The 22,054-nt window shown below is 52.1% G+C and carries 17 protein-coding genes; 14 read left to right on the top strand and 3 right to left on the bottom strand.

Annotated features, from left to right (window positions below):
- Positions 1-143: 143 nt before the first annotated feature.
- From AC4GL5_RS05550 to queG, 3 genes are all read right to left on the bottom strand, one after another.
- Positions 144-1,085 carry a response regulator gene (locus AC4GL5_RS05550; protein ID WP_490381797.1) on the bottom strand — a complete coding sequence of 314 codons (942 nt, stop codon included), beginning with the start codon at positions 1,083-1,085 and terminating at the stop codon, positions 144-146.
- The gene (locus AC4GL5_RS05555; RefSeq protein WP_490381798.1) at positions 1,082-4,669 is read right to left on the bottom strand and encodes an ATP-binding protein; all 3,588 of its coding nucleotides are present in this window, start codon (positions 4,667-4,669) and stop codon (positions 1,082-1,084) included. Before AC4GL5_RS05555 ends, AC4GL5_RS05550 begins: the two co-directional genes overlap by 4 nt.
- Before the next feature lie 217 nt (positions 4,670-4,886).
- On the bottom strand, positions 4,887-5,990 hold the full coding sequence (queG, locus tag AC4GL5_RS05560) for a tRNA epoxyqueuosine(34) reductase QueG (protein ID WP_490381799.1): 1,104 nt from the start codon (positions 5,988-5,990) through the stop codon (positions 4,887-4,889).
- Positions 5,991-6,203: 213 nt separating this feature from the next.
- On the opposite strand from queG, the gene AC4GL5_RS05565 reads away from it, so the two are divergent.
- The 14 genes from AC4GL5_RS05565 to AC4GL5_RS05630 all read left to right on the top strand — a co-directional run bounded on the left by AC4GL5_RS05565 (position 6,204) and on the right by AC4GL5_RS05630 (position 22,015).
- Positions 6,204-7,724 carry an NAD(P)H-hydrate dehydratase gene (locus tag AC4GL5_RS05565; protein WP_490381800.1) on the top strand — a complete coding sequence of 507 codons (1,521 nt, stop codon included), beginning with the start codon at positions 6,204-6,206 and terminating at the stop codon, positions 7,722-7,724.
- Positions 7,714-8,187 (top strand): tRNA (adenosine(37)-N6)-threonylcarbamoyltransferase complex ATPase subunit type 1 TsaE, encoded by a 474-nt coding sequence (tsaE, locus tag AC4GL5_RS05570; protein WP_490381801.1) that lies wholly within the window; start codon positions 7,714-7,716, stop codon positions 8,185-8,187. Before AC4GL5_RS05565 ends, tsaE begins: the two co-directional genes overlap by 11 nt.
- A gap of 51 nt (positions 8,188-8,238) precedes the next feature.
- Positions 8,239-9,624 carry an N-acetylmuramoyl-L-alanine amidase gene (locus AC4GL5_RS05575; RefSeq protein ID WP_490381802.1) on the top strand — a complete coding sequence of 462 codons (1,386 nt, stop codon included), beginning with the start codon at positions 8,239-8,241 and terminating at the stop codon, positions 9,622-9,624.
- Between the two features lie 159 nt (positions 9,625-9,783).
- On the top strand, positions 9,784-11,724 hold the full coding sequence (gene mutL / locus AC4GL5_RS05580) for a DNA mismatch repair endonuclease MutL (RefSeq protein WP_490381803.1): 1,941 nt from the start codon (positions 9,784-9,786) through the stop codon (positions 11,722-11,724).
- A gap of 63 nt (positions 11,725-11,787) precedes the next feature.
- Entirely contained in the window at positions 11,788-12,777 is a 990-nt protein-coding gene (gene miaA, locus AC4GL5_RS05585) for a tRNA (adenosine(37)-N6)-dimethylallyltransferase MiaA (RefSeq protein ID WP_490381804.1), read from the top strand.
- A 168-nt stretch (positions 12,778-12,945) separates the two neighbouring features.
- Complete coding sequence (gene hfq, locus AC4GL5_RS05590) at positions 12,946-13,197, top strand: RNA chaperone Hfq (RefSeq protein ID WP_086481701.1); 252 nt, start codon at positions 12,946-12,948, stop codon at positions 13,195-13,197.
- Between the two features lie 15 nt (positions 13,198-13,212).
- Positions 13,213-14,547 (top strand): ribosome rescue GTPase HflX, encoded by a 1,335-nt coding sequence (gene hflX, locus AC4GL5_RS05595; RefSeq protein ID WP_490381805.1) that lies wholly within the window; start codon positions 13,213-13,215, stop codon positions 14,545-14,547.
- Positions 14,548-14,673: 126 nt separating this feature from the next.
- Complete coding sequence (gene hflK, locus AC4GL5_RS05600; protein ID WP_490381806.1) at positions 14,674-15,924, top strand: FtsH protease activity modulator HflK; 1,251 nt, start codon at positions 14,674-14,676, stop codon at positions 15,922-15,924.
- Positions 15,924-16,790: a protease modulator HflC gene (gene hflC, locus AC4GL5_RS05605; RefSeq protein WP_490381807.1), complete on the top strand. Its 867-nt coding sequence runs from the start codon at positions 15,924-15,926 to the stop codon at positions 16,788-16,790. Before hflK ends, hflC begins: the two co-directional genes overlap by 1 nt.
- A gap of 238 nt (positions 16,791-17,028) precedes the next feature.
- Positions 17,029-17,223 (top strand): DUF2065 domain-containing protein, encoded by a 195-nt coding sequence (locus AC4GL5_RS05610; protein WP_490381808.1) that lies wholly within the window; start codon positions 17,029-17,031, stop codon positions 17,221-17,223.
- Positions 17,224-17,372: 149 nt separating this feature from the next.
- Positions 17,373-18,572, top strand: a complete 1,200-nt coding sequence (locus AC4GL5_RS05615; RefSeq protein WP_490381809.1) for an ATP phosphoribosyltransferase regulatory subunit — start codon at positions 17,373-17,375, stop codon at positions 18,570-18,572.
- A 58-nt stretch (positions 18,573-18,630) separates the two neighbouring features.
- The gene (locus AC4GL5_RS05620) at positions 18,631-19,926 is read left to right on the top strand and encodes an adenylosuccinate synthase (RefSeq protein ID WP_490381864.1); all 1,296 of its coding nucleotides are present in this window, start codon (positions 18,631-18,633) and stop codon (positions 19,924-19,926) included.
- Between the two features lie 164 nt (positions 19,927-20,090).
- A complete protein-coding gene (locus AC4GL5_RS05625; protein WP_490381810.1) occupies positions 20,091-21,035 on the top strand; it encodes a LysR substrate-binding domain-containing protein in 945 nt (314 codons plus the stop codon).
- A 155-nt stretch (positions 21,036-21,190) separates the two neighbouring features.
- On the top strand, positions 21,191-22,015 hold the full coding sequence (locus AC4GL5_RS05630; protein ID WP_490381811.1) for a DUF1338 domain-containing protein: 825 nt from the start codon (positions 21,191-21,193) through the stop codon (positions 22,013-22,015).
- Positions 22,016-22,054: the final 39 nt, after the last annotated feature.

Here is a 22,054-nt window from a genome sequence, read left to right on the forward strand (position 1 = left end):
CAAGGCTCGCAGGTGCGGTATGGGGAGGATGACGCAGCGGGGTACGTCATTTGACGTAGTTGGCTTAAAGTACCTCATCGGGGACATTAATGTAGCTATGCGCCCTTAATGTGCGCTTATAGGGATATTAAGCAGTTAAGTATTCAACCCTCGGCGTGAGTTAGTTCTTTCAGGGCCACGGCTGCGGCTGAGGTTCGGTTTTCCACACCAAGTTTGGGGAAGATCTGTTCAAGGTGTTTGTTCACGGTGCGGGGACTCATCTCCAGAATCTCGCCAATATCACGATTGGTTTTGCCGTTGGCGATCCAGTAGAGCACTTCCGATTCCCGTTCGGTCAGTTGCAGAGCTGCTTTAAGCAGGGCGGCTCCGGTCGGCCTTTCTCCATCGAGCAGTTTCAGCAGGATGTCGCCATTACTCTGATGGCTAACAAGGCGGACGCTCAGGCGGTAATCCAGATCGCTCAGGCGTAGCTGGTGATCCGGCTCCGGATGATGGCTGAGCCAATGATTAACCTGAGGTGTGAAGTGTTGTTGTAGCCAGCTTTCATCAGCCCGGGCTTTAGCCAGCAGACCGTAAGACTGAGGCGTGGCCCATTGAATATTACCGCTGGTATCCACTGTCATCAGGTGTTGGCCGGTGCTATCCAGAGCGGACTGGGCACTGTTGGTCAGGCGGGCATTGGTCAGGTGAACTTTCATGCGGGCCAGCAGTTCGTGGGGGTTGATGGGCTTGACCAGATAATCCACGCCACCAGCTTCCAGTCCCCGCACGATATCGTCGGTATCATTCAGCCCCGTCATAAAGATCACGGGAATGGCGGCCAGTTCAGGATCTGCTTTGATCTGACGGCAGGCTTCAAAGCCGTCCATGTGCGGCATAATGGCATCCATCAGAATCATATCCGGCTTCATCTTGCGGGCGATATTCAGCGCCTGCCGACCTTCCAGTGCTACCAGCACATCCATTCCGGCGTCTTCCAGCGCATCGTTAATCAGGCTGAGGGCATCCGGTGAATCATCCACGACTAGGATGATATCGCTGCGGCTGATGACGGATGATTCCGTTTGCAGGGCCGGGAGAGTCATGGTTGAAGCTCCTTGTTGTTGTTTTTGTTGTTGGGTGATTCCGGTGTGGTGGGTGATTCCGATGCACCGAGATCCTGAGTCAGTTTTGACGCCAGATCCGGAAAGCGGAAGCTATCCGCCAGCTGTTTGTAGTGGTCGTATTGGCTGGCGCTGAGTTCACTGCGGAGTTGTTTCAGACACCCTTGAACCCCTTTTTTGTAGCCCATCTCGGCAAAGGCTTTCAGTTCATGCAGTAGCGGATGATCATTTACGATGTTAATCTCGGATTCGTCAGCAGCTGGAGATTCAGGCTGCAGTTGTTCTGCTTTGTCCTGTATTCCCTGTTCAGCGTTTTTTGATTCCGGGCTTTTTGATTCCGGGCTATGAATTTGTGCGTCTTCCGCCTGATAAACCCACTCCAGATCCAGCTGTTCGCCAAGGCGTTTCAGTAGCACGCTGTTGCTGACCGGTTTAACCAGATAGTCGTTAAAGACCGCTTTGTACTCGGGGCTGCGGTCATGCTCCTGCGCATCAGCGGACAGCATCACGATAGGTGACTGAATATTCTGCTGGCGCAATCGGGCTGCCAGTTCAAGGCCGTTCATGCCGGGCATGGAGATGTCCAGCAGGAACAGATCCGGTGTCCGGTTCCCCGGCAGCTGCTCCAGTGTACGCAGACAACTTTCACCGTCATGGGCTTCAAGGGTGATAAAGCCTAAAGGCTGCAACAGGTCGGATAGTAACCCCCGCAATACCGGATCATCATCGACAATGCACAGGGTGCGCTGGTATCCGGCGTAGCCGATCAGCTGGCGGGAATCCTGAGTGGGTTCTGCGCCGGAAAGGCTTTGCTCGCTGATCCAGGGCAGCATAAGCGACACCCGGAAGCAGCTGCCTTTGCCGGGTTCGCTCTGATATTGCAGATCGCCCCCCATAATATCCGTAAGCAAGCGGACGATGGTCAGGCCAAGTCCGGTTCCCGGTAGTTGGGCAGTTTCGTAATTTCTGACCCGCTCAAAAGGATCAAAGATGCGGTTCAGGTCTGCTTCCGGAATACCGGGGCCTGTGTCTTCAATACAGAATTCGGCCACCTGATTCCGGTATCGGACTTCAAAAATGACTTCACCGCTTTGGGTGTATTTCACCGCATTGGAGAGCAGGTTGATCAGAATCTGGCGCAGGCGTTTTTCATCCGTGTTGACCCACTGAGGCAGCGGGCCCTGAACTCGACAGGAAAAGCGGATATTCTTCTGGCTGGCCTGCATCTCAAACATCGCGGTGAGCTGATCGATCAGCTGAGGCAAATTAACCCGACCTTTAAACAGATCCAGTCGTCCGGCTTCGATTCGGGAGATATCCAGCAGGCCTTCAATCAGGTCGGTCAGATATTGCCCGCTGCGCTGAATAATCGTCAGCCCGTTGTGGTGGCTGGCGGGTGTGTCCGGTTTATCCGCCAACAGTTGGGCGTAACCCATTACGGATTGCAGCGGTGTTCTCAGTTCGTGGCTGATGCCGGTGAGGTATCGGCTTTTGGCATCGTTTGCCCGCTCTGCCAGTTCTTTGGCCTGTTGCAGGGCAAGGTCGGTTTCTTTGTGGGCTTCAATCTCCCGGGTGAGCTTTCGGGTTTGGCGGTTGGATTCTTTCTGGGCAACCACGCGGCTCTCATGGGCGAGCAGGAAAAGCCATGAGATCACCCCTGATGCGATCAGCAACGTGAAAAAGAGTGTCCAGATTGTTTGGGTCAACAGAAGTGTCTCGCCCGGTGTTTCTGGCGTCATCTGGCGATAAATTACGGCCAGTAAGGCGGCATTCATCAGGTTAACGGTGAATAAGATGCCGACAAAACGCCCAAGTCTGGAATTGATCTGACGAACCAGTTTTCGCGGCAGAAACAGGGATAAAAAGTGAATCGCCTGTCGGGAAACTCTGGCGTGGGGTTTACAGCTGTCCATACAGCGCACATCTAGGGTGCAGCAAAGAGAGCAGATCGGCAGAGCGTAAGCGGGACAGTAGCTCATATCCTCGCTTTCAAAATGATTTTCACAAACTCCGCATTGCAGCAGGGTATGCCCATGGGGCTTGCCGACAGATGGCGTGCTGTCTGAAAGCGTTAGCTCCGGAGAGGTGCGGGCCAGATAGTATTTTCCCTTGGTGATAGAGGCGATCAGGGGGACAGAGATAAAGCAGATCAGCAGGGTAATAAAGTGGCTCAGATTCTGACTGAATTCTCCGAACAGACCCAGATAACAGAGGATACCTGCCAGTGCTGCCAGCAGCATGGAACCAACCCCCACAGGGTTGATGTCGTAAAGATGCGCCCGTTTAAATTCGACATAGGAAGGGCTCAGGCCAAGGGGTTTGTTGATCAGAAGATCCGCTGCCAGTGAGCCCAGCCAGGCCACGGCGATAATAGCGAAGATGCCGAGGATGGCTTCAAGAGCCCGATAGATACCCAATTCCATCAGTAGCAGGGCGATGGTGACATTGAACACCAGCCAGACCACGCGTCCGGGGTGGGAATGAGTCAGGCGGGAGAAAAAGTTCGACCAGGCGATGGAGCCGGCGTAGGCGTTGGTAACGTTGATCTTCATCTGGGAGATGATCACCATCAGCGCCGCCAGCACCAGTGATAAACCATCGGAATGGGTCAGGTAGTAAAACACCTTCTGGTACATATAAGTCGGGTCGGTTGCCTGCTCAAAACTGACGCCCCGGGTAATGGCCAGATAGGCCAGAAAAGAACCCAGCAGCATTTTGATCACGCCGATAAATACCCAGCCGGGGCCTGCCATGATCAGCCAGAACCACCAGCGTTTTCGGTTGGCCTGGGTTTTCTCCGGCATAAAGCGCAGATAATCCACCTGCTCTCCAATCTGAGCGGCCATGGCAAAAAATACGGAAGCTGCTGCGCCAAACATCAGAATATTGAATTCATCCTGAGGCGGTGCTGCTGTTGGGTTATGCAGTTTGGCGCTCTCACCGGCATAACTCATCCAGCCGGGAAGTGCGCCGGATTCAAACAGGACTACAACGACCAAAGCCGCGCATTGAAGCAGTAACCAGAAGCCTTGGGTACCGACCTGAAATTTACTGATAGCGGTGATGCCGTGGGTCACGATGGGGATGACGGCAACCGCACAAAGAAAGTAACCCACCGCCAGAGGAACCCCTAATAAGGCATTTAAAGCAGAGGCGAGAATGACCGCCTCAATGGCAAAAAAGATAAAGGTAAAAGAAGCGTAGATCAGGGAGGTGATGGTTGAGCCGAGATAACCAAAACCAGCTCCCCGGGTCAGCAGGTCGATATCCAGTCCGTGTTTGGCGCTGTAATAGGCGATGGGAAAGCCGGTGATAAAAAACAACAGGCACACCGACAGCATCGCCGTCAGAGTGTTGATAAAGCCATAGTTCAGGGTTACTGCTGCTGCGATACCTTCAAGGGCCAGAAAAGCGGTTGCCCCAAGAGCTGTCTGGGCGACCCGCTCGATACTCATATTACGACCGGAGCGCGCGGTAAAGCGCAGGGCAAAATCTTCTAAGGTCTGGTTGGCAACCCACTTGTTGTAATGGCGGCGTACCTTAAAAACTTTCTGGGAGGCTGGCATTGTTTTTGTTATCTGAGTTCTTATTCGCTTTGAGGTGCCGACGCAAGATTGCACTCGTCGGGTGCGTTATCCGATCTGTTTATTTTTTGTGCGCTTTTTTAGGGCGCAAAAAACCATCCGGATGTGTTTTAACATCGGGCGTTGGCTTTATCTCAGTGTCTGTCGCAGGAGTCGTGCCAGATGCGAGGGAGAAGAGGGGTGTGATTAATGGTGCGTTTTATAGGGGCTGCCGATGCCGCCCCAAAGCCCATGCCACATGCTCTCTGACCATCTCTGAGTCATCATTCTTACGATGCGCCAGTGCATCCATGACCTGAGGTGTTGAGGGTGCATTGCCCAGTGCAACGGCGATGTTTCTCAGCCAGCGCTCGTAACCGGCGCGGCGGATGGGAGTGCCTTCGGTTTTACTGAGGAAAGTGGCCTCGTCCCAGCTGAACAGGTCGATTAGGTCGGCGCTGTCGAGACTGTGCCGCGGGGTGAAATCGGATTCCTGAGTGGGTTTGGTAAAACGGTTCCAGGGGCAGACCAGCTGGCAATCATCACAGCCGAAGATGCGGTTGCCGATACCGGAGCGCAGTTCTTCCGGAATAGAGTCTTTCAGCTCGATGGTGAGATAGGAGATGCAGCGGCGGCCATCAACGACTTTGTTATCCACAATGGCATCGGTCGGGCAGGCAATCTGACAGGCATTGCAGGAGCCGCAGTGATCTTTCGGATAGGGCTTATCTTTTGGCAGATCCAGTTCGACCATCACCTCACCCAGAAAGAAGAAAGAACCGGCTTTGGGGTGGATCACCATGGCATTTTTACCGACCCAGCCAAGCCCTGAGCGCATTGCCAGTGCACGTTCCAGTACCGGTGCGCTGTCGACAAAAGCGCGATAGCCGTACGATCCGATTTCAGCTTCGATCTTTTTCGCCAGTTGCGTGAGACGCTTGCGAATCAGCTTGTGATAATCCCTTCCCAGAGCATAACGGGAGATATAGGCTTTCTCTCCCTGACTCAGCAAGCGGGTGGTTTCCACATCGGCGGGCAGATAATCCATGCGTGCAGTGATCACGGTGCGGGTGCCTTCCACCAATTCATCCGGGCGGCTGCGTTTGGTGCCGTGGCTGGCCATGTAGTCCATCTCACCGTGATAACCGGCGTCCAGCCAGTCCTGCAGGTGTTGTTCATGTTCGCCCAGATCCGGATCGGCAAAGCCAACATGTTGGAAGCCCAGTTCCCGTCCCCACTGACGAATCTGATCTCTCAATTGCAGACACTTTTCTTCGGCGAAGGGCTGAGGGGCCGTTATTTGACATGAGGTTTGATCGGGCATGGGGATTCGCTGCAGGAGATAAAGGGTGATGATGAGCTTAATTCGGTCATTGCTGTGAAAAATATCCACAGGTAACCGGGGAAACGGCTTTGGCAGACATTGCGCTCGGGCTATAATTTTACCATCATCTGCTGCCGTCTTTTCAGGCGAACAGCTTAACTTATTCTTCCGGCAAAACAAGCCGGTCACCTGCTGCCACAGGAACGTTATCCAATGATTGTCTGGCCATCCCATGAACGCCTATATCGGGCTGAACAGGTTCGTGAACTGGACCGCTTAACGATAGCTGCAGGAACCACGGGGTTCGATCTGATGCAGCAGGCCGGTCGAACGGCTTTTCGTCACCTGACCCGTCAGTGGCCTGAATGTCGCTCGGTAACGGTTGTGTGTGGCGGTGGTAATAATGGTGGTGATGGTTATGTGATTGCGGCGCTGGCGCAACGCAATATGCGTGTTCAGGTGCTGGCGGTATCAGACCCTGACAGGCTGACCGGGGAGGCAGCTGAAGCCTATCAATGGGCGCTGCAGCACGGTGTAAAGGTTGAGTTATGGCTGCCTGATTCTGTGATTACCGGTCAGATCGTGGTGGATGCGCTGTTGGGTATAGGCCTGACGGGGCTCGTAAAAGCGCCTTTCGATGCGGTCATTGAGCAGATCAATCGCTCCGGCAAACCCGTACTCTCGATTGATGTTCCCTCCGGCCTGTGTGCGGATCGTGGTATTCCTCTGGGCTGTGCCGTGCAGGCGGATCTGACGGTGACCTTCATCGGGAAGAAGATCGGTCTCTGGACCGGGCAGGGGCCAGCGTTGGCCGGTGTTCGTCGTTTTGAGCCGTTACTGGTTCCTGAATCGGTTCGTGCTCAGGTCAGCGAAACGGCAGAGATGATCTCCCGCGAGGATATTTCCCGCCTGATTAAGCCTCGCCGTCGTACGGCACACAAAGGTGATTGCGGTCGTATTCTGGTGGTGGGTGGTGATCTGGGCTTTGCCGGAGCTGTAATTCTGGCAGCGCAGACTGCGGCCCGATCCGGTGCCGGCCTGGTTAAGGTGATGACCCGTTCTGAGCATGTTGCGGCTCTGGTGAGTCGTCAGCCGGAGCTGATGGTGAGTGGCCTGACTTCGATGCATCAGTTGGACGAGTGGCTTACCTGGAGTGATGTTGTGGTGCTGGGGCCGGGCCTGGGACAGGCAGGATGGGGGCAGCAGCTGTGGCAAAAAGTGATGCTGGCAGAATGTGCCAAGGTGATCGATGCTGATGCCCTGAATCTGATGGCGACCAAGCCTGCCTTTATGCAGCAGCTTTCTGAGGCTGCTTCGAACTGGGTGTTGACCCCCCATCCTGGCGAAGCTGCGCGCTTGCTGGGATGCTCTGTCGATGAAGTGGAGCGGGATCGTCCTTCCGCTGTTCGGGCTATTCAGCAGAAATTTGGCGGAACGGTGTTATTAAAAGGGGCCGGTACACTGATCTTTAACGGTGACGTGTTGTCTGTCAACAACAGCGGTAATCCCGGTATGGCCAGTGGTGGTATGGGGGATGTTTTGGCGGGGCTGATTGGCGCGCTGAGAGCTCAGGGGTTATCCGGCTATGATGCGGCTTGTCTGGGAACTCAGGTTCATGGTCTGGCTGCCGATCAACTGGCGAAGCAATTTGGCGAGCGGGGCCTTCTGGCTGCGGACCTGATTCGCCCGATACGTGTTCTACTGAATCCGGAGTGTGCAAAAAATGAGTTCTGATTGTTTGCAAGTGGTGCTGCCAAACGAGGATGCTCAGGTTGTTTTTGGCGAGCAACTTGGCAAAGCCAGCGCCGGGCAGGGTGTTATTTTTATGCAGGGTACGCTGGGCATGGGGAAAACTACTCTGACCCGTGGCATTTTGATGGCTTATGGACATCAAGGGGCGGTAAAAAGCCCGACCTATACGCTGGTAGAACCCTACGAGACTGACGTTGCCCGGGTTTATCACTTTGATCTGTATCGGCTGGCGGATGCGGAAGAACTCGAATATATGGGAATTCGCGATTACTTTGACGAGAAAGCTCTTTGCGTTATTGAATGGCCGGACAAGGGCGCCGGAGTGCTGCCAACGCCGGATATTGAGCTGACCTTAACCAAGGAGGGGGATGGAAGAGCCGCGTCACTCGTGGCTTTTACGGCAAAAGGGGCTGAAATTTTGGCTCAGCTCCGTACAATGCTGTAATCTTCCGTTGTTACGGAAACCTGAAACTTATACCGCCTCTGACAGATGCCTATGACTGCCTGGAAAACATACTCAAAAGAGACCTTCAGTCTGAACCGCTGGATGACTCGCTACGCCGTACAGTTTTGTCTTCTGCTGTTGAGCTGTCTTTTGGCGGCTACGCAGGCAATGGCGGCTAAAATTGAAAACGTCCGTATCTGGCCTGCACCGGATCATACCCGGATTGTATTTGATCTGGATAAACCGGTCGGACATAAGGTTTTTAGCCTTTCCGGTCCGGATCGACTGGTGATTGACCTTGATAATGCCTCTACCAAGGCTGACATCGAATCGTTGTCCTTAAAAGACACGCCTATCGGAAAAATTCGTACAGCGGTTAAAAACGGCTCGGATATGCGGGTTGTGCTGGATCTGAACAATAAGGTTCAACCTCGTAGTTTTCTGTTAAAACCGAACAAGCAGTACGGAGATCGACTGGTTGTTGATCTGGTCTATAAAGAGAAGTCCAGTAAACCAAAAGTTGTGACTCAGCCTGCGGCTAATCCGGCCGGTGCCCGGGATATTATTATTGCCATTGATGCCGGGCATGGCGGTGAAGATCCGGGGGCGATTGGTCCGGGTCGAGTGAGAGAAAAAACCGTTGTTCTGGCGATTGCCAAGAAAGTGCAGTCGCTACTGAAGAAAGAGCGTGGGTTTTCCCCCGCAATGATACGTACCGGTGACTATTATGTCGGTCTTCGTGCCCGTACTGAGCGTGCCCGTAAGTACCGTTCTGATCTTCTGGTGTCGATCCATGCGGATGCTTTTAAAGACCATCGGCCACGGGGTTCCTCAGTGTTTGCTTTGTCTCAACGTGGGGCAACCTCTGAAACGGCTCGCTGGCTCGCTGACTCTGAAAACAGTGCTGACTTGATTGGTGGCGTTGAAGGCTCTCTGAAACTGGATGACAAAGACAGAGTTCTGGCAGAGGTTTTATTGGATCTGACCATGACAGCAACCCTGTCAGACAGTCTGAAAGTGGGGCAGAGCGTGCTCCGTTCTATGGGCACGGTGAATAAACTGCATAAGCGCGATGTAGAGCAGGCCGCTTTTTTGGTGCTTAAGTCTCCGGATATTCCTTCAATCCTGATTGAGACTGGCTTTATCTCAAATCCCCGTGAAGCGAAGAATCTGCAGAGTTCCAGTTATCAGTGGAAGATGGCCCGCTCCATTGTGAAAGGTATCAAAGAACATTTCAGCAAGAATCCACCACCGGGCACGTTGCTGGCTTATGAGAAAAGCAAACGGGATGCCCGTCACTATGTCGTTGCCCGTGGCGATACGCTGTCGGCAATTGCTAACCGCAACAAGATCTCTGTAGGGAGTCTGAGGAAGGCCAATAAACTGCGTTCCGATACGCTTTATGTCGGTCAGCGGTTACAGATTCCCCGCTCCTGAATGGATTGATTCTTTCGGCTGGTTTATATCGGTCGAAGCAAATGCTGAAGCCTGAGCTGATGACCAGTTCGGGCTGTTTTTTTATACCAAGCCAGCTTTTGGCGACAGCTGCAGGCAACGTGAACCAGAACCGATCTGAGAGATACAAATAGAGTCCTTATGAGCAAAATCCATATTCTAAGCCCGCGACTGGCTAACCAGATCGCTGCAGGTGAGGTGGTAGAACGCCCATCATCGGTGATTAAGGAGCTGGTGGAGAATGCGATTGATGCCGGAGCGACCCGCATTGATATCGAGGTTGAGAAAGGCGGTACAAAACTGATCCGCATTCGGGATAACGGTTCCGGTATTGGACCGGATGATCTGCCGCTGGCGCTGAGTCGCCATGCTACCAGTAAAATTATTACCCTTGATGATCTGGAAGGGGTCCACAGTCTGGGATTCCGTGGCGAAGCTTTGGCCTCTATCAGCTCGGTTTCACGACTGGATCTGGTGTCCAGCACCCTTGATACCGGTGAAGGGTGGCGGGTGATTGCTGAGGGGCGCGATATGGCAACTCAGGTTACGCCTGCTCCTCATCCCAGGGGCACCAGTGTTCAGGTCAAAGATCTTTTCTTTAATACGCCTGCCCGTCGCAAGTTTATGCGTACCGAGAAAACCGAGTTTGGTCATATCGAGGAAACCTTCCGAAGGCTGGCTTTGAGTCGGCCGGATATCGCTCTGAGTCTGCGCCATAATCAGAAGCCGGTGCACCAGCTGCCTGCCGGAACCCGTCAGGCTGAGCAGGAGAAACGCTTGGCTTCCTTGTTGGGCAAAAACCTGATGGATCAGTCTCTTTATATTGATGTGGAAGCGACCGGTTTGCGTTTATGGGGTTGGGTGGGATTGCCGACTCATTCCCGCAGTCAGGCGGATCAGCAGTACTTTTTCGTAAACCGTCGTGTGGTGAAAGATAAGCTGGTGGTGCACGCGATTCGTCAGGCTTATCGGGATGTGCTCTTCCATGGCCGTCACCCGGTGTTTGTACTCTATCTTGAGTTAGATCCTGCTGTGGTGGATGTGAACGTTCACCCGACTAAGCACGAGGTGCGCTTCAGAGACGGGCGTCTGGTCCATGATTTTCTGTTCCGTTCTCTGCATAGGGCCCTTGCTGAAGTGCGTCCCGATGCAGAAGGGGCCACGGCCCCGACCAATATGGCTCATGCTGGAATGGCGACTTCTGGGGCGGTGGCAGAACAACCGATGCAGGATCAGACAGCGATCGCTTTTAATGATGCTTCCGGCTCAGGAGGCTATAGTCCGGGTGGACTGGGTGGTTCGCCCTATCGCTCGCAGCCTCAGCCTGCTGCCGGAGGGGTATCGGATTATTTGAGTAGTTATCAACAGCTCTCGGATCAGGCGCGGGCGATGCCGGTTGTGGATAACCCAGGTGCTGATGAACAGAGTGCGCCCTGGAATACCGCAGCGGGTCCGCAGATGATGCTGGAAGAAGATCCGACAGGAGCGCCACCGCTTGGCTTTGCTATTGCTCAGCTCCATGGCGTATATATTCTGTCTGAAGCGAAAGATGGCCTGATTTTGGTGGATATGCATGCGGCCCATGAACGTATCACTTATGAGCGCCTGAAGGCGTCCTATCAGGCTGCTGCAGAGGGCGGAGGGCTGAAATCTCAACCCTTGTTGGTTCCTTTGTCCATGGCGGTCAGTCGTAAAGAAACGGATTGTGCTGACCAGCATCAGGAAGTATTTCAGCAGCTTGGGGTTGAACTGCAGGTCATGGGGCCTGAGTCGTTGGTTGTTCGCCAATTGCCTGTCATGCTAATGGAGTCCGATGTAGAGCCGCTAATTCGGGATGTGCTGTCTGATCTGTTGCAGTACGGCTCCAGCGATCGTATTCAGGCTCATATCAATGAGATTTTTGCCACCATGGCCTGTCATGGTTCTGTGCGAGCCAACCGCAAGCTGACCTTGCCAGAGATGAATGCGCTCTTGCGGGATATGGAGCGAACCGAGCGCAGCGGCCAATGTAACCACGGCCGCCCGACCTGGACCCGCTTGAGTATGAATGAGCTCGATAAGCTGTTCCTTCGGGGGCAGTAAGCTAAGTTTTGTGCTTTCCGCTCATATAAACGGAAGGCCCTGTACCGGAATTGAACAAATTTTATGAGTCAAGCTTCTGACCTGCCCTCTGCTTCTGCCTCAGTGGTTGCTGAGCAGGATAAACCTCTGGCGATCTTTCTGATGGGCCCCACTGCTGCGGGTAAAACCGATCTGGCGGTGCATCTTAGTGAAGAACACAACTGCGACATTATCAGCGTGGATTCTGCGCTTATCTATCGGGGGATGGATATCGGCACGGCTAAGCCGGATGCTGAAACGTTGGCGCGAGCCCCTCATCGCCTGATTGATATTAAAGACCCTACAGAATCTTATTCCGCAGCCGAGTTTCGTGATGATGCGCTAAGGGAGATGGCGGATATTCGAAGCCAGGGTAAAATTCCGCTGCTGACTGGCGGAACTATGATGTACTACAAGCGTCTATACGATGGCGTTGCAGACCTGCCGTCTGCCGATGCTGACGTTCGTGCCCGTCTTGATGCCTGGGCTGAAAAGGACGGGCTCAAAGCTTTACATGACCGTCTGAAAGAGATCGATCCGGTATCTGCAGAGCGTATCCACCCCAATGATCCGCAGCGACTTCAGCGGGCGCTGGAGGTGTACGAAGTAAGCGGAAAAAGTCTGACTCAGCACTGGCTTGAACAGAAACAGTGCCGGGATAGTTTTCCGTTCCGTATATTATCACTGGCGGTAAACCCGACAGATCGTAAGCTTCTGCACGAGCGCATTGAGCAGCGTTTTCATCTGATGCTGGAGCAGAACTTTATCGCGGAAGTTGAAGGTTTGAGAGCCCGAAGTGATCTGGATCTCAGCCTGCCATCGATGCGCTCTGTGGGTTATCGGCAGGTCTGGGAGTACCTGGATGGCCTGTATGATTACGACACCATGATTCATAAGGGTGTCGTGGCAACCCGTCAGTTAGCCAAGCGGCAAGTGACCTGGTTAAGAAGCTGGCCGGATCTGAATTGGTTGCCAACGGAAGCCCCGAATCTACGGGATTTGGCCTTGAAAAAATTAGAGTCAAGCCTTATTTAAACTGGTATGATAAAAATTGCTGCAAGTCCGGTTTTGGTAAATACTTATTTACGTAAAAGCCTCGGTAGCAATTGGTGGTTTGTGTTAAGGCTTAACGTTAAAGCTGTATTGTTGATCACCTTAAAAAAACTAAATCTAATAATCAAAAATGAAATTAGGGAGAGCGGTATGTCAAAAGGGCAGTCTCTACAAGACCCTTACCTGAACATCCTTCGTAAAGAACGTGTGCCGGTATCTATCTTTTTGGTCAATGGTATTAAGCTGCAAGGTCAGATTGAGTCTTTCGATCAGTTTGTTATTCTGCTGCGCAATACAGTAAGCCAAATGGTCTACAAACACGCCATTTCAACAGTTGTACCATCCCGTAATGTTCGTCTGCCGGCGCAGGAAAAAGCCCCGGGCGAAGCGGGTGCTGAATAATCTTCGGAGTAATACTTGTTTTTTGAACGTCCTGATTCTGGTGAAGTAGCTGTTCTTGTCCATATCCATTTACCGGATGAGAAAGACCGGGAAGACCCGGGTGAGTTTCTGGAGCTGGTGCGTTCAGCAGGTGCTGACCCGGTTGCCTTAATTGAAGGCAGCCGGCCACAGCCCAGCCCCAAATATTTTGTTGGTGACGGTAAGCTCGAAGAGATTCGTGATGCTGTTGTCGCCCATGAAGCGGAAATTGTTCTCTTCAATCACGCCTTATCCCCTTCTCAGCAGCGTAATGTCGAACAGGCACTTGAGTGTCGTGTACTCGACCGTACCGGTCTGATTCTGGATATTTTTGCCCAACGCGCGCGAACACACGAAGGTAAGCTTCAGGTTGAGCTGGCTCAGCTTGAGTATATGTCGACCCGTCTGATTCGTGGCTGGACCCACCTTGAGCGTCAGAAAGGTGGTATCGGTCTGCGTGGACCGGGTGAGACCCAGTTGGAAACAGACCGTCGTTTACTGCGTGAACGTATCCGTCAGATCCATAAGCGCCTTGTTAAGGTTCGTACTCAGCGCGATCAGAATCGTCGTGCCCGTCGTCGGGCGGATATTCCGTCAGTCTCATTAGTGGGATATACCAATGCGGGTAAATCGACACTGTTTAATGCGCTGACAGAATCTGAGGTCTATGCCGCAGATCAGCTGTTTGCAACGCTGGATCCGACCTTACGTCGTATTGTTATGCCGGATATCGGCCCTGTTGTACTGGCTGATACCGTAGGCTTTATCCGACACCTGCCCCATAAGCTGGTAGAGGCCTTCCGGGCGACATTACAGGAGGCTCAGGAGGCGACGTTGCTGGTGCACGTGATCGATGCTGCTGATGAGGATCGTGACGGTAATATCCGCGAAGTAAACAGCGTGTTGGAAGAGATTAAGGCTGATGATATTCCTTGTCTGCTGGTCTACAACAAAATTGACCGTATGCCCGGCTATGAGCCCCGGATTGAACGAAATGATCAGGGTGAACCGGAACGGGTCTGGATTTCTGCGGTCAATGGAGACGGTCTTGACCTGGTTATGCAGGCGATTGGAGAGCGTTTGTGTGACGACATCTTCAAAGGAGAGCTGATACTTGAGCCTTCCGAAGGTCGTTTACGCGCGCTTTTATATCAGCAGGGCGCTATTATCGAAGAAGCGGTCAGTGATCGCGGACAATTTGTGCTTCAGGTGCGTTTGCCAGAAGCAGATTTTATCCAGATGTTGTGTCGGGTTGGTGTTGATCCGAAGCGTTATTTCCCGAATTATGGTGTCGAAGACTTCATGTTGGATTCGGATACAGAGGTGCTCTAAGCCTTTGTGTCATCAGTAAGCCATTTTTGCGCGCAGGGAAGCTGATCTGAATTCCCGGGCGCGCCATAAACAATTCATAACTTTAACGGAAGCTGGTAACAGTTTTCTCGGCGAGTGGAGATAGGTATGGCTTGGAATGAGCCGGGTGGCAATAAAGATAATAATCGTGACCCCTGGGGTAACGATAATAAAAATGGTGGCCGCAACGATCAGGGACCACCGGATCTTGATGAAGCCCTGAAGAAGTTTAACGACCGTCTGAGCGGTATTCTTGGCGGTAAAAAAGGCGGCGGTGGCGGTTCCGGCGGCAGTGGCGGTGGTGGCAACTCTTCCTCATCTGCTGGTTTTGGTCTGCTGGGCATCATTTTAGTTATTGGTGCTGCCGTTTGGGCTGTATCCGGTTTCTATCGTGTTGATCAGGCCGAGCGGGCTGTTGTTCTCCGTTTCGGTGAGTACCACGATACCGTAGGTGCTGGTCTGAACTGGAACCCAACCTTGATCGATAGTGTGCAGACCGTGAATGTGACTAAAGTCCGTTCTCTGAGTCGTCGTGCACTGATGCTGACCGAAGATGAGAACATTGTTCAGGTTAATCTGTCGGTTCAGTACCGTGTTGGTAGTCCAAAGAACTTCCTGCTGAATGTTCGTAACCCTGAACAAAGTCTGGAAAACGCGACCGATTCGGCTCTGCGTCATGAGGTGGGTTCATCTGAGATGAACGACATTCTGACGGAAGGTCGTGAGGCGTTGGCGCAACGGGTTCGTGCGCGTCTGCAGCAGTATCTCGACAGTTACGATGTGGGTCTGGAAGTTCGTTCCGTGAACGTTGAGAGCACATCCGCACCTGATGAAGTTCAGGCGGCGTTTGATGATGTGATCAAGGCGCGTGAGGATGAACAACGTGTGAAAAACCAGGCTGAAGCCTATTCTAACGGCATCATTCCGGAAGCACGTGGTAAGGCGCAGCGTATCATTGAGGAAGCCAACGGTTATAAATCCGAAATCATCGCCCGTGCAGAAGGTGAAGCGGATCGTTTCGTGAAGCTTCTGACCGAGTACGAAAAGGCACCGAAAGTAACCCGTGATCGTCTCTACCTGCAAACGATGGAAGAGGTGATGGCTAATTCCAGTAAGGTGTTGGTTGATGTCGATGGTGGCAACAACATGATGTATATCCCTCTGGATAAAATGGTTGGTGGTAATGGTGCCAGCAACTCGTCCCGCGGCAGTGGTATGAGTTCAACCGATCAGAGCCGCTTCTCCAGCTCACCATCAGTAAGTTCCGATACGGAGATTGATGAATTGGCTGATCGTGTGCTGCAACGTCTGCGCGAGAAAAGTGCCAATTCAACTGCACCACGTAGGGAGGGTCGATAATGCAATCTAAGTCTTTTCCGGCACTGATTCTCATCGCCATTCTGGCCTTGGTGGGTGCGAACAGTATCTACATCGTTAACGAGACAGAGCGTGCGATTAAGCTGAAGTTTGGTGAGATTATCGATTCGGACATCAAACCTGGCCTGCACTTTAAAATTCCTGTGTTGCATACCATCCGTAAGTTTGATGCCCGTATGCTGACGATGGATTCCCGCCCACAGCGTTATCTGACGCTGGAGAAAAAAGCGGTAATCGTAGACTCCTTCATTAAATGGCGTATTGCCGATGTGCAGAAGTACTACGAAGCAACTTCCGGTGATGAATTGCAGGCTGCACGTCTGCTGGGTCCTCGTATGGATGAAGGTCTGCGTAACCAGTTTGGTGAGCGTACCATGTACGAAGTGATCTCCGGTGAGCGTGACGAGCTGATGGATGAGCTGACGGTTAAGCTGAATACCATCACTCAGGATGAGCTGGGTATTGAGATTCGTGATATCCGCGTTAAGCGAATCGACCTGCCACCTGAAGTCAGCCATGCCGTATATGAGCGTATGAATACTGAGCGTCAGCGTGAAGCTCGTGAGCACCGTTCTGAAGGTAAAGAGATCGCTGAAGGTATTCGTGCCGATGCGGATCGTCAGCGTCAGATTATTCTGGCAGAAGCCTTCCGTGAATCTGAACGGATTCGTGGTGAAGGTGACGCAATCGCAGCAGCAACTTATGCGGGTGCTTATCAGAAAAATCCGGAGTTCTACTCCTTTATCCGTAGTCTGGAAGCCTACCGCAACAGCTTCTCCAGCAAGGATGATATTATGGTAATCAAGCCTGAGAGTGAATTCTTCAACTACATGAAGAAATCACAGTAAGTCTGATTGCTGATCAGAAATACCCCGCAGCCGTAGGCTTCGGGGTATTTTTTTGCCCGCTGCAAGGAGATCTCCAAAGTACTTTTTTGGGAAATCCCCCTTCAAACCATGGCCGTAAATCCTAATCGTGTTAGAATGTGTTGAACCGGGTTCACCCCGGTTTTTTTGTGTGCAGATTCCGGCAACTGGGTGGATTAGCAGAGAAATACTGCTGTATGACGTAAGTCCATGGAGAGAGATGTTGGATTGGCAGGTATTGTTAAGTGCGCTGGCATTGGTCTTTGTGATTGAGGGTATCGTCCCGTTTGCGAACCCGACCCGCTGGCGTAAGCTGGTAGCAACAATGGCACAGGTGTCAGATCAGCAGCTAAGAATAATGGGAATGATCAGTATGTCGATCGGCCTGATTATTCTGTATCTGGTCCGGGCTTAGTTGTTGTTAGTCGCAACACAGATTACCGTTTGAAAAACGATAATCATCAAGCGGCCCGCCATTGTTTTAGACTAAGATTAACCCGGATCGGTAAGGCTTGGTTTGCCAAACCGATGATGGATAGAGACAGATAAAGAACAGGCTGAATTATGACCATTGCAGATCGTTGGTTACTTCCAGATGGTATGGAAGAGGTACTGCCACCGCAGGCCCGGCAGATTGAAGAGCTTCGTCGTGAATTGCTGGATCTGTTCCATACCTGGGGATATGACTTAGTCTTTCCGCCCCCGGCAGAATATTTAGAATCCTTACTAACCGGCAGCGGCAATGATCTTGATCTGCAAACCTTCAAAGTCACAGACCAGATGACCGGTCGTATGATGGGAATTGCAGCTGATATTACCCCTCAGGTTGCCCGTATGGACGCTCACTCCATGAAGCGCCAGGGTCCTGCACGTTTTTGTTACTGTGCCAATGTTCTACGCACCAAAGCGGGTAGCATGCTGGGCTCACGTAGCCCGATGCAGGTGGGGGCCGAACTTTTTGGTGATGATGGTCAGGAAAGTGATACCGAGATTCTTGGCCTGATGATCTCTGCTCTGGCAGCTGCCGGAGCCGAAAAAATATATCTCGATATGGGCCATGTTGGCATTTATCGGGCATTAATTCGTGAAGCAGACCTCACAGCAGATCAGGAAAAAACACTGTTTGATGCCATCCTGCATAAGGCTTATGGCGAAATTGATCAAATAGTCGCAAGAGATATTGCTAATGAGTCTGTGAGAGGTATGATTTCACGTCTTGCGCGTTTGAACGGTGGTGCAGATATTCTGGCTCAGGCACAGGTGGAACTGGCTGATGCTCCGGCATCGGTTAAAGAAGCTCTGAACAGTCTGGAACAGATTGCCAACGTCATTAAAAACCAATATCCGAATGTTGAGATCAACTTTGATCTGGCGGAACTGCGTGGTTACAACTACCACACAGGGATGGTGTTTGCGGCATATATTCCGGGATATTCTCACGCGGTTGCCCAGGGTGGCCGTTATGATGAAACCGGAAAAGTATTTGGACGCGCGCGGCCTGCAACAGGCTTTAGTGCTGACCTGAAAATTCTGGCAAAACTCTTACAAAAAAATGATCCCGTATCCGGTGTGTATGCACCGGCAGGTTACAGCGATGATCAGGAACTTTTGTCTACAATCCGGGCTTTACGCAGTGAAGGTATCCGGGTAGTCAATGGCTTACCTGATCAGGATGTCAGTGCACTTGAGATGGGTTGTGACAGCGAGCTGGTCCTCAAAGAAGATGGCCAGTGGGTTGTTGAACCAATTAACCGAATTTTTTAATCAGCCTGCATAGGCGAGACTGTTTACAGTCTGAGTTCGAGTGAATGAGAAAGCAGTAATGGGTAAAAATGTCGTAGTACTGGGCACCCAATGGGGTGACGAAGGTAAGGGTAAAGTAGTTGATCTGTTAACAGAATCTGCTGCTGCAGTTGTCCGTTTTCAGGGCGGCCACAACGCCGGCCACACGTTGGTGGTAAATGGCGAAAAAACCGCGCTGCACCTGATTCCTTCAGGCATCCTGCGCGACAATGTTAATTGCATTATTGGCAATGGCGTTGTTCTGGCCCCGGATGCTCTGCTGAAAGAGATCCGCATGCTGGAAGAGCGTGGTGTTCCGGTACGTGAGCGTCTGCGTCTGAGCTCCGCCTGCCCGCTGATTCTTGAATATCACGTGCGTCTCGATCAGGCCCGTGAAACTGCCCGTGGTGATAACAAGATCGGTACTACCGGTCGTGGTATCGGTCCGGCTTACGAAGACAAGGTGGCACGTCGCGGCCTACGCCTTGGCGATATGATGAACGCGGAAGTTTTCGAAGCGAAAGTGCGTGAAATCGTGGCTTACCATAACTTCATGCTGGAAAACTTCTACAAAGAAGAGCCGGTTGATGCTGAGAAAGTTATCGCTGACTGCGCCGCGATGGCCGAAGAGCTGCGTCCAATGGTTTGCGACTCCACCAGCGAGCTGCACGCTTACCGTAAAAACGGTGACAACATCATGTTCGAAGGTGCACAGGGTTCCCTGCTGGACATCGACCATGGTACTTACCCGTTCGTAACCAGCTCTAACACCACTGCTGGTGGTGCTGCTACCGGTTCCGGTTTCGGCCCTCTGTACCTGGATTACATTCTGGGTATCACCAAGGCTTACACTACCCGTGTGGGTTCCGGCCCTTTCCCGACTGAGCTGTTTGACGCTGTAGGCGATCATCTGGGTACTGTTGGTCGCGAATTTGGTACGACTACAGGCCGATCTCGCCGTTGCGGTTGGTTTGATGCCGTTGCCCTGCGTTACTCGGTTCAGGTGAACTCTATTTCCGGTATCTGCCTGACTAAACTGGACGTATTGGATGGTCTGGAAACCATCAAAGTTTGTACTCACTACAAACTGAAAGACGGTACGCTGGTTGATTTGCCGGTTGATGCCTCAGCATTCGGTGACGTTGAGCCGGTTTATGTTGAAATGCCAGGCTGGAGCGAGTCTACCGTTGGGGCTAAAACCATGGACCAGCTGCCACAGGCTGCCCGTGACTATGTTGCTTTCCTGGAAGAACAGGTTGGCGCTCCGGTTGATATTATTTCTACCGGTCCGGATCGTGAAGAAACTATCGTATTGCGTGATCCGTACAAAGCTTAATTGCTGCTTAGTGTAGTGCTAAAGCTCGAAAAACCCGATGTGAAAGCATCGGGTTTTTTAATGTCTGAAACTTATTAATTAGGGGACTCATGTCGTTTGCTGTACATATAGGCTGGTTTTAATCGGGGAAGTCTAAATATCGTAAACACCTAGGAGCTTTTTATATGACTCATCGACCTCCCTCCCTTCGGGCCCTTCAGATCTTTGCCATTGCAGCTCGTCAGGGAAGCTTTAAGTATGCGGCTGATCAGCTGTTTGTTACCCCTCAGGCGGTGAGCCTGCAGATCAAATCCCTTGAAGATCAGTTGGGGTTGGTGCTGTTTGAACGTAAGCCATCCGGGATAGAGATCACGCCTTCCGGTCAACAGCTGCTGGATTATGTCGAGCGGGGCTTAGCACTGATTCAACGGGGGGTGGATGAGGTTTGCGATCAGCATCAGCGACCCACAATTCGTATCAGTTCATCGCCCTGGTTTGCGGTGAACTGTCTTTTGCCCCGACTACCGGAGTTCGAATCGGCTCACCCTGAATGGCATATTCAGGTGTCGACCTCTGTGCCTTTCCCTGACTTTGACGCGGAAAAACTGGACTTAGCAATTCAGTGGGGCTTTGGCGATAAGGGCGGCAGAGACTGGGGGCTGGAAGCTCATCTGCTGTTAACCGATGACAAGCTGATTGTTTGCGCACCTGATCTGCTGGAAAGAGTTTCACTGGATCAGGCAGATGACCTTATTCATCATCGCCTGCTGTGCACCCCTCTGTCGGTTCCTCTCTGGGAGCGTGTACTGGATACTCTGAAAGTGGATGCTGCTGTTGATCAGCAGGTTTTACCTCTGGATAGCCATGCCGGTTTGCTGGAGGCTGCCAACAGAGGTCTGGGGGTTGCTATGATCTCCACCGGCGATGCGCTGGATGGTATTGCTGCAGGGCGTTTGGTTGCCCCTTTAGGGCAGCAACCGATCAGCCGGCTGAACCCCGCGCTAATGCCGGGTTACTGGCTGGTTCATAAAGAGAAGGCTCCTGAAGGCATCAGAGCGAAGGCATTTATTGACTGGATGCAGGGCTGGCTGAAGGATCATCCCAGAGCGGTTAGGGCAAGCCTGACTTGATCTTGGGGTTAAGTTTTTTTGTTTGTCGGCAGATGCTTTCGTCACCAAAATAGCTATCCGAGCCTCACCGCTTAGCGGTGTGCTCGACTTATCAGCTACGTTTAAAACAGCATCTATAACAAAAAGGCTTTCAGTCTTACGACTCCAGGTGACTTATGAATCCGGTACAGTTTTTTGACAATCTTTGGCAGGACTACATCTCCATCACACCTCAGGCGGAAGTGATCCGTAAAGTATTTGCAGCCCCAGAGGAAAGTGCTAATGGTGAAGTGATCAACGATCACGTTGCTTTCCGTACCTTTGCTCACACCCCACTGCAGCTGGATAATCTGGAGCCACTGGTTTTGGCAATGGGCTACAGTCTGCAGGGTGAGTACAATTTTACGGCTAAAAAGCTGCGTGCCCGCAGCTATGTTCATCCGGATTCCTCAGTACCTAAAATCTTTATCTCTGAACTGCTGACCGATCAGCTGAGTGACGCGGCACAAAAGATTCTGGCGAAATATACCGCTGAAATCACTGACAAGCCGACAGATCAGAGCGTGTTCTGGTCAGCCCGTCACTGGAGCGCGCCAAGCTTTGAAGATTACAAAACCCTGATGCAGGAAACCGAATACGGTGCCTGGTTACTGGCGATTGGTATCCGCGTTAACCACTTCACCGTAAGCATTAACCACCTGAACGGTGTGGCCGGTCAGGAAGCGACGACTCAGATTCAGCGTGTACTGGATCGCGTCAAAGAAGCGGGTTATGCGGTCAACACAGTCGGTGGTGAAGTGAAAGGCACCCCAGCAGCACTGCTGGAACAGGGATCGACCATGGCAGATCGTCAGCAGATCGAATTTGCCGGTGGGGAGAAGCATGAAATTCCAACCTGCTTCTACGAGTTTGCGCTGCGTTATCCTAATGCGGAAGGTGAGGTTTATCAGGGCTTTATCGAAGCGAACGCGGATAAAATCTTTGAATCAACCAGTGGTTGAGCAAAGGTTGCTTTAACTCGAAGTTAAACCGCACAATAG

Source organism: Oceanospirillum sp. (assembly GCF_982874595.1).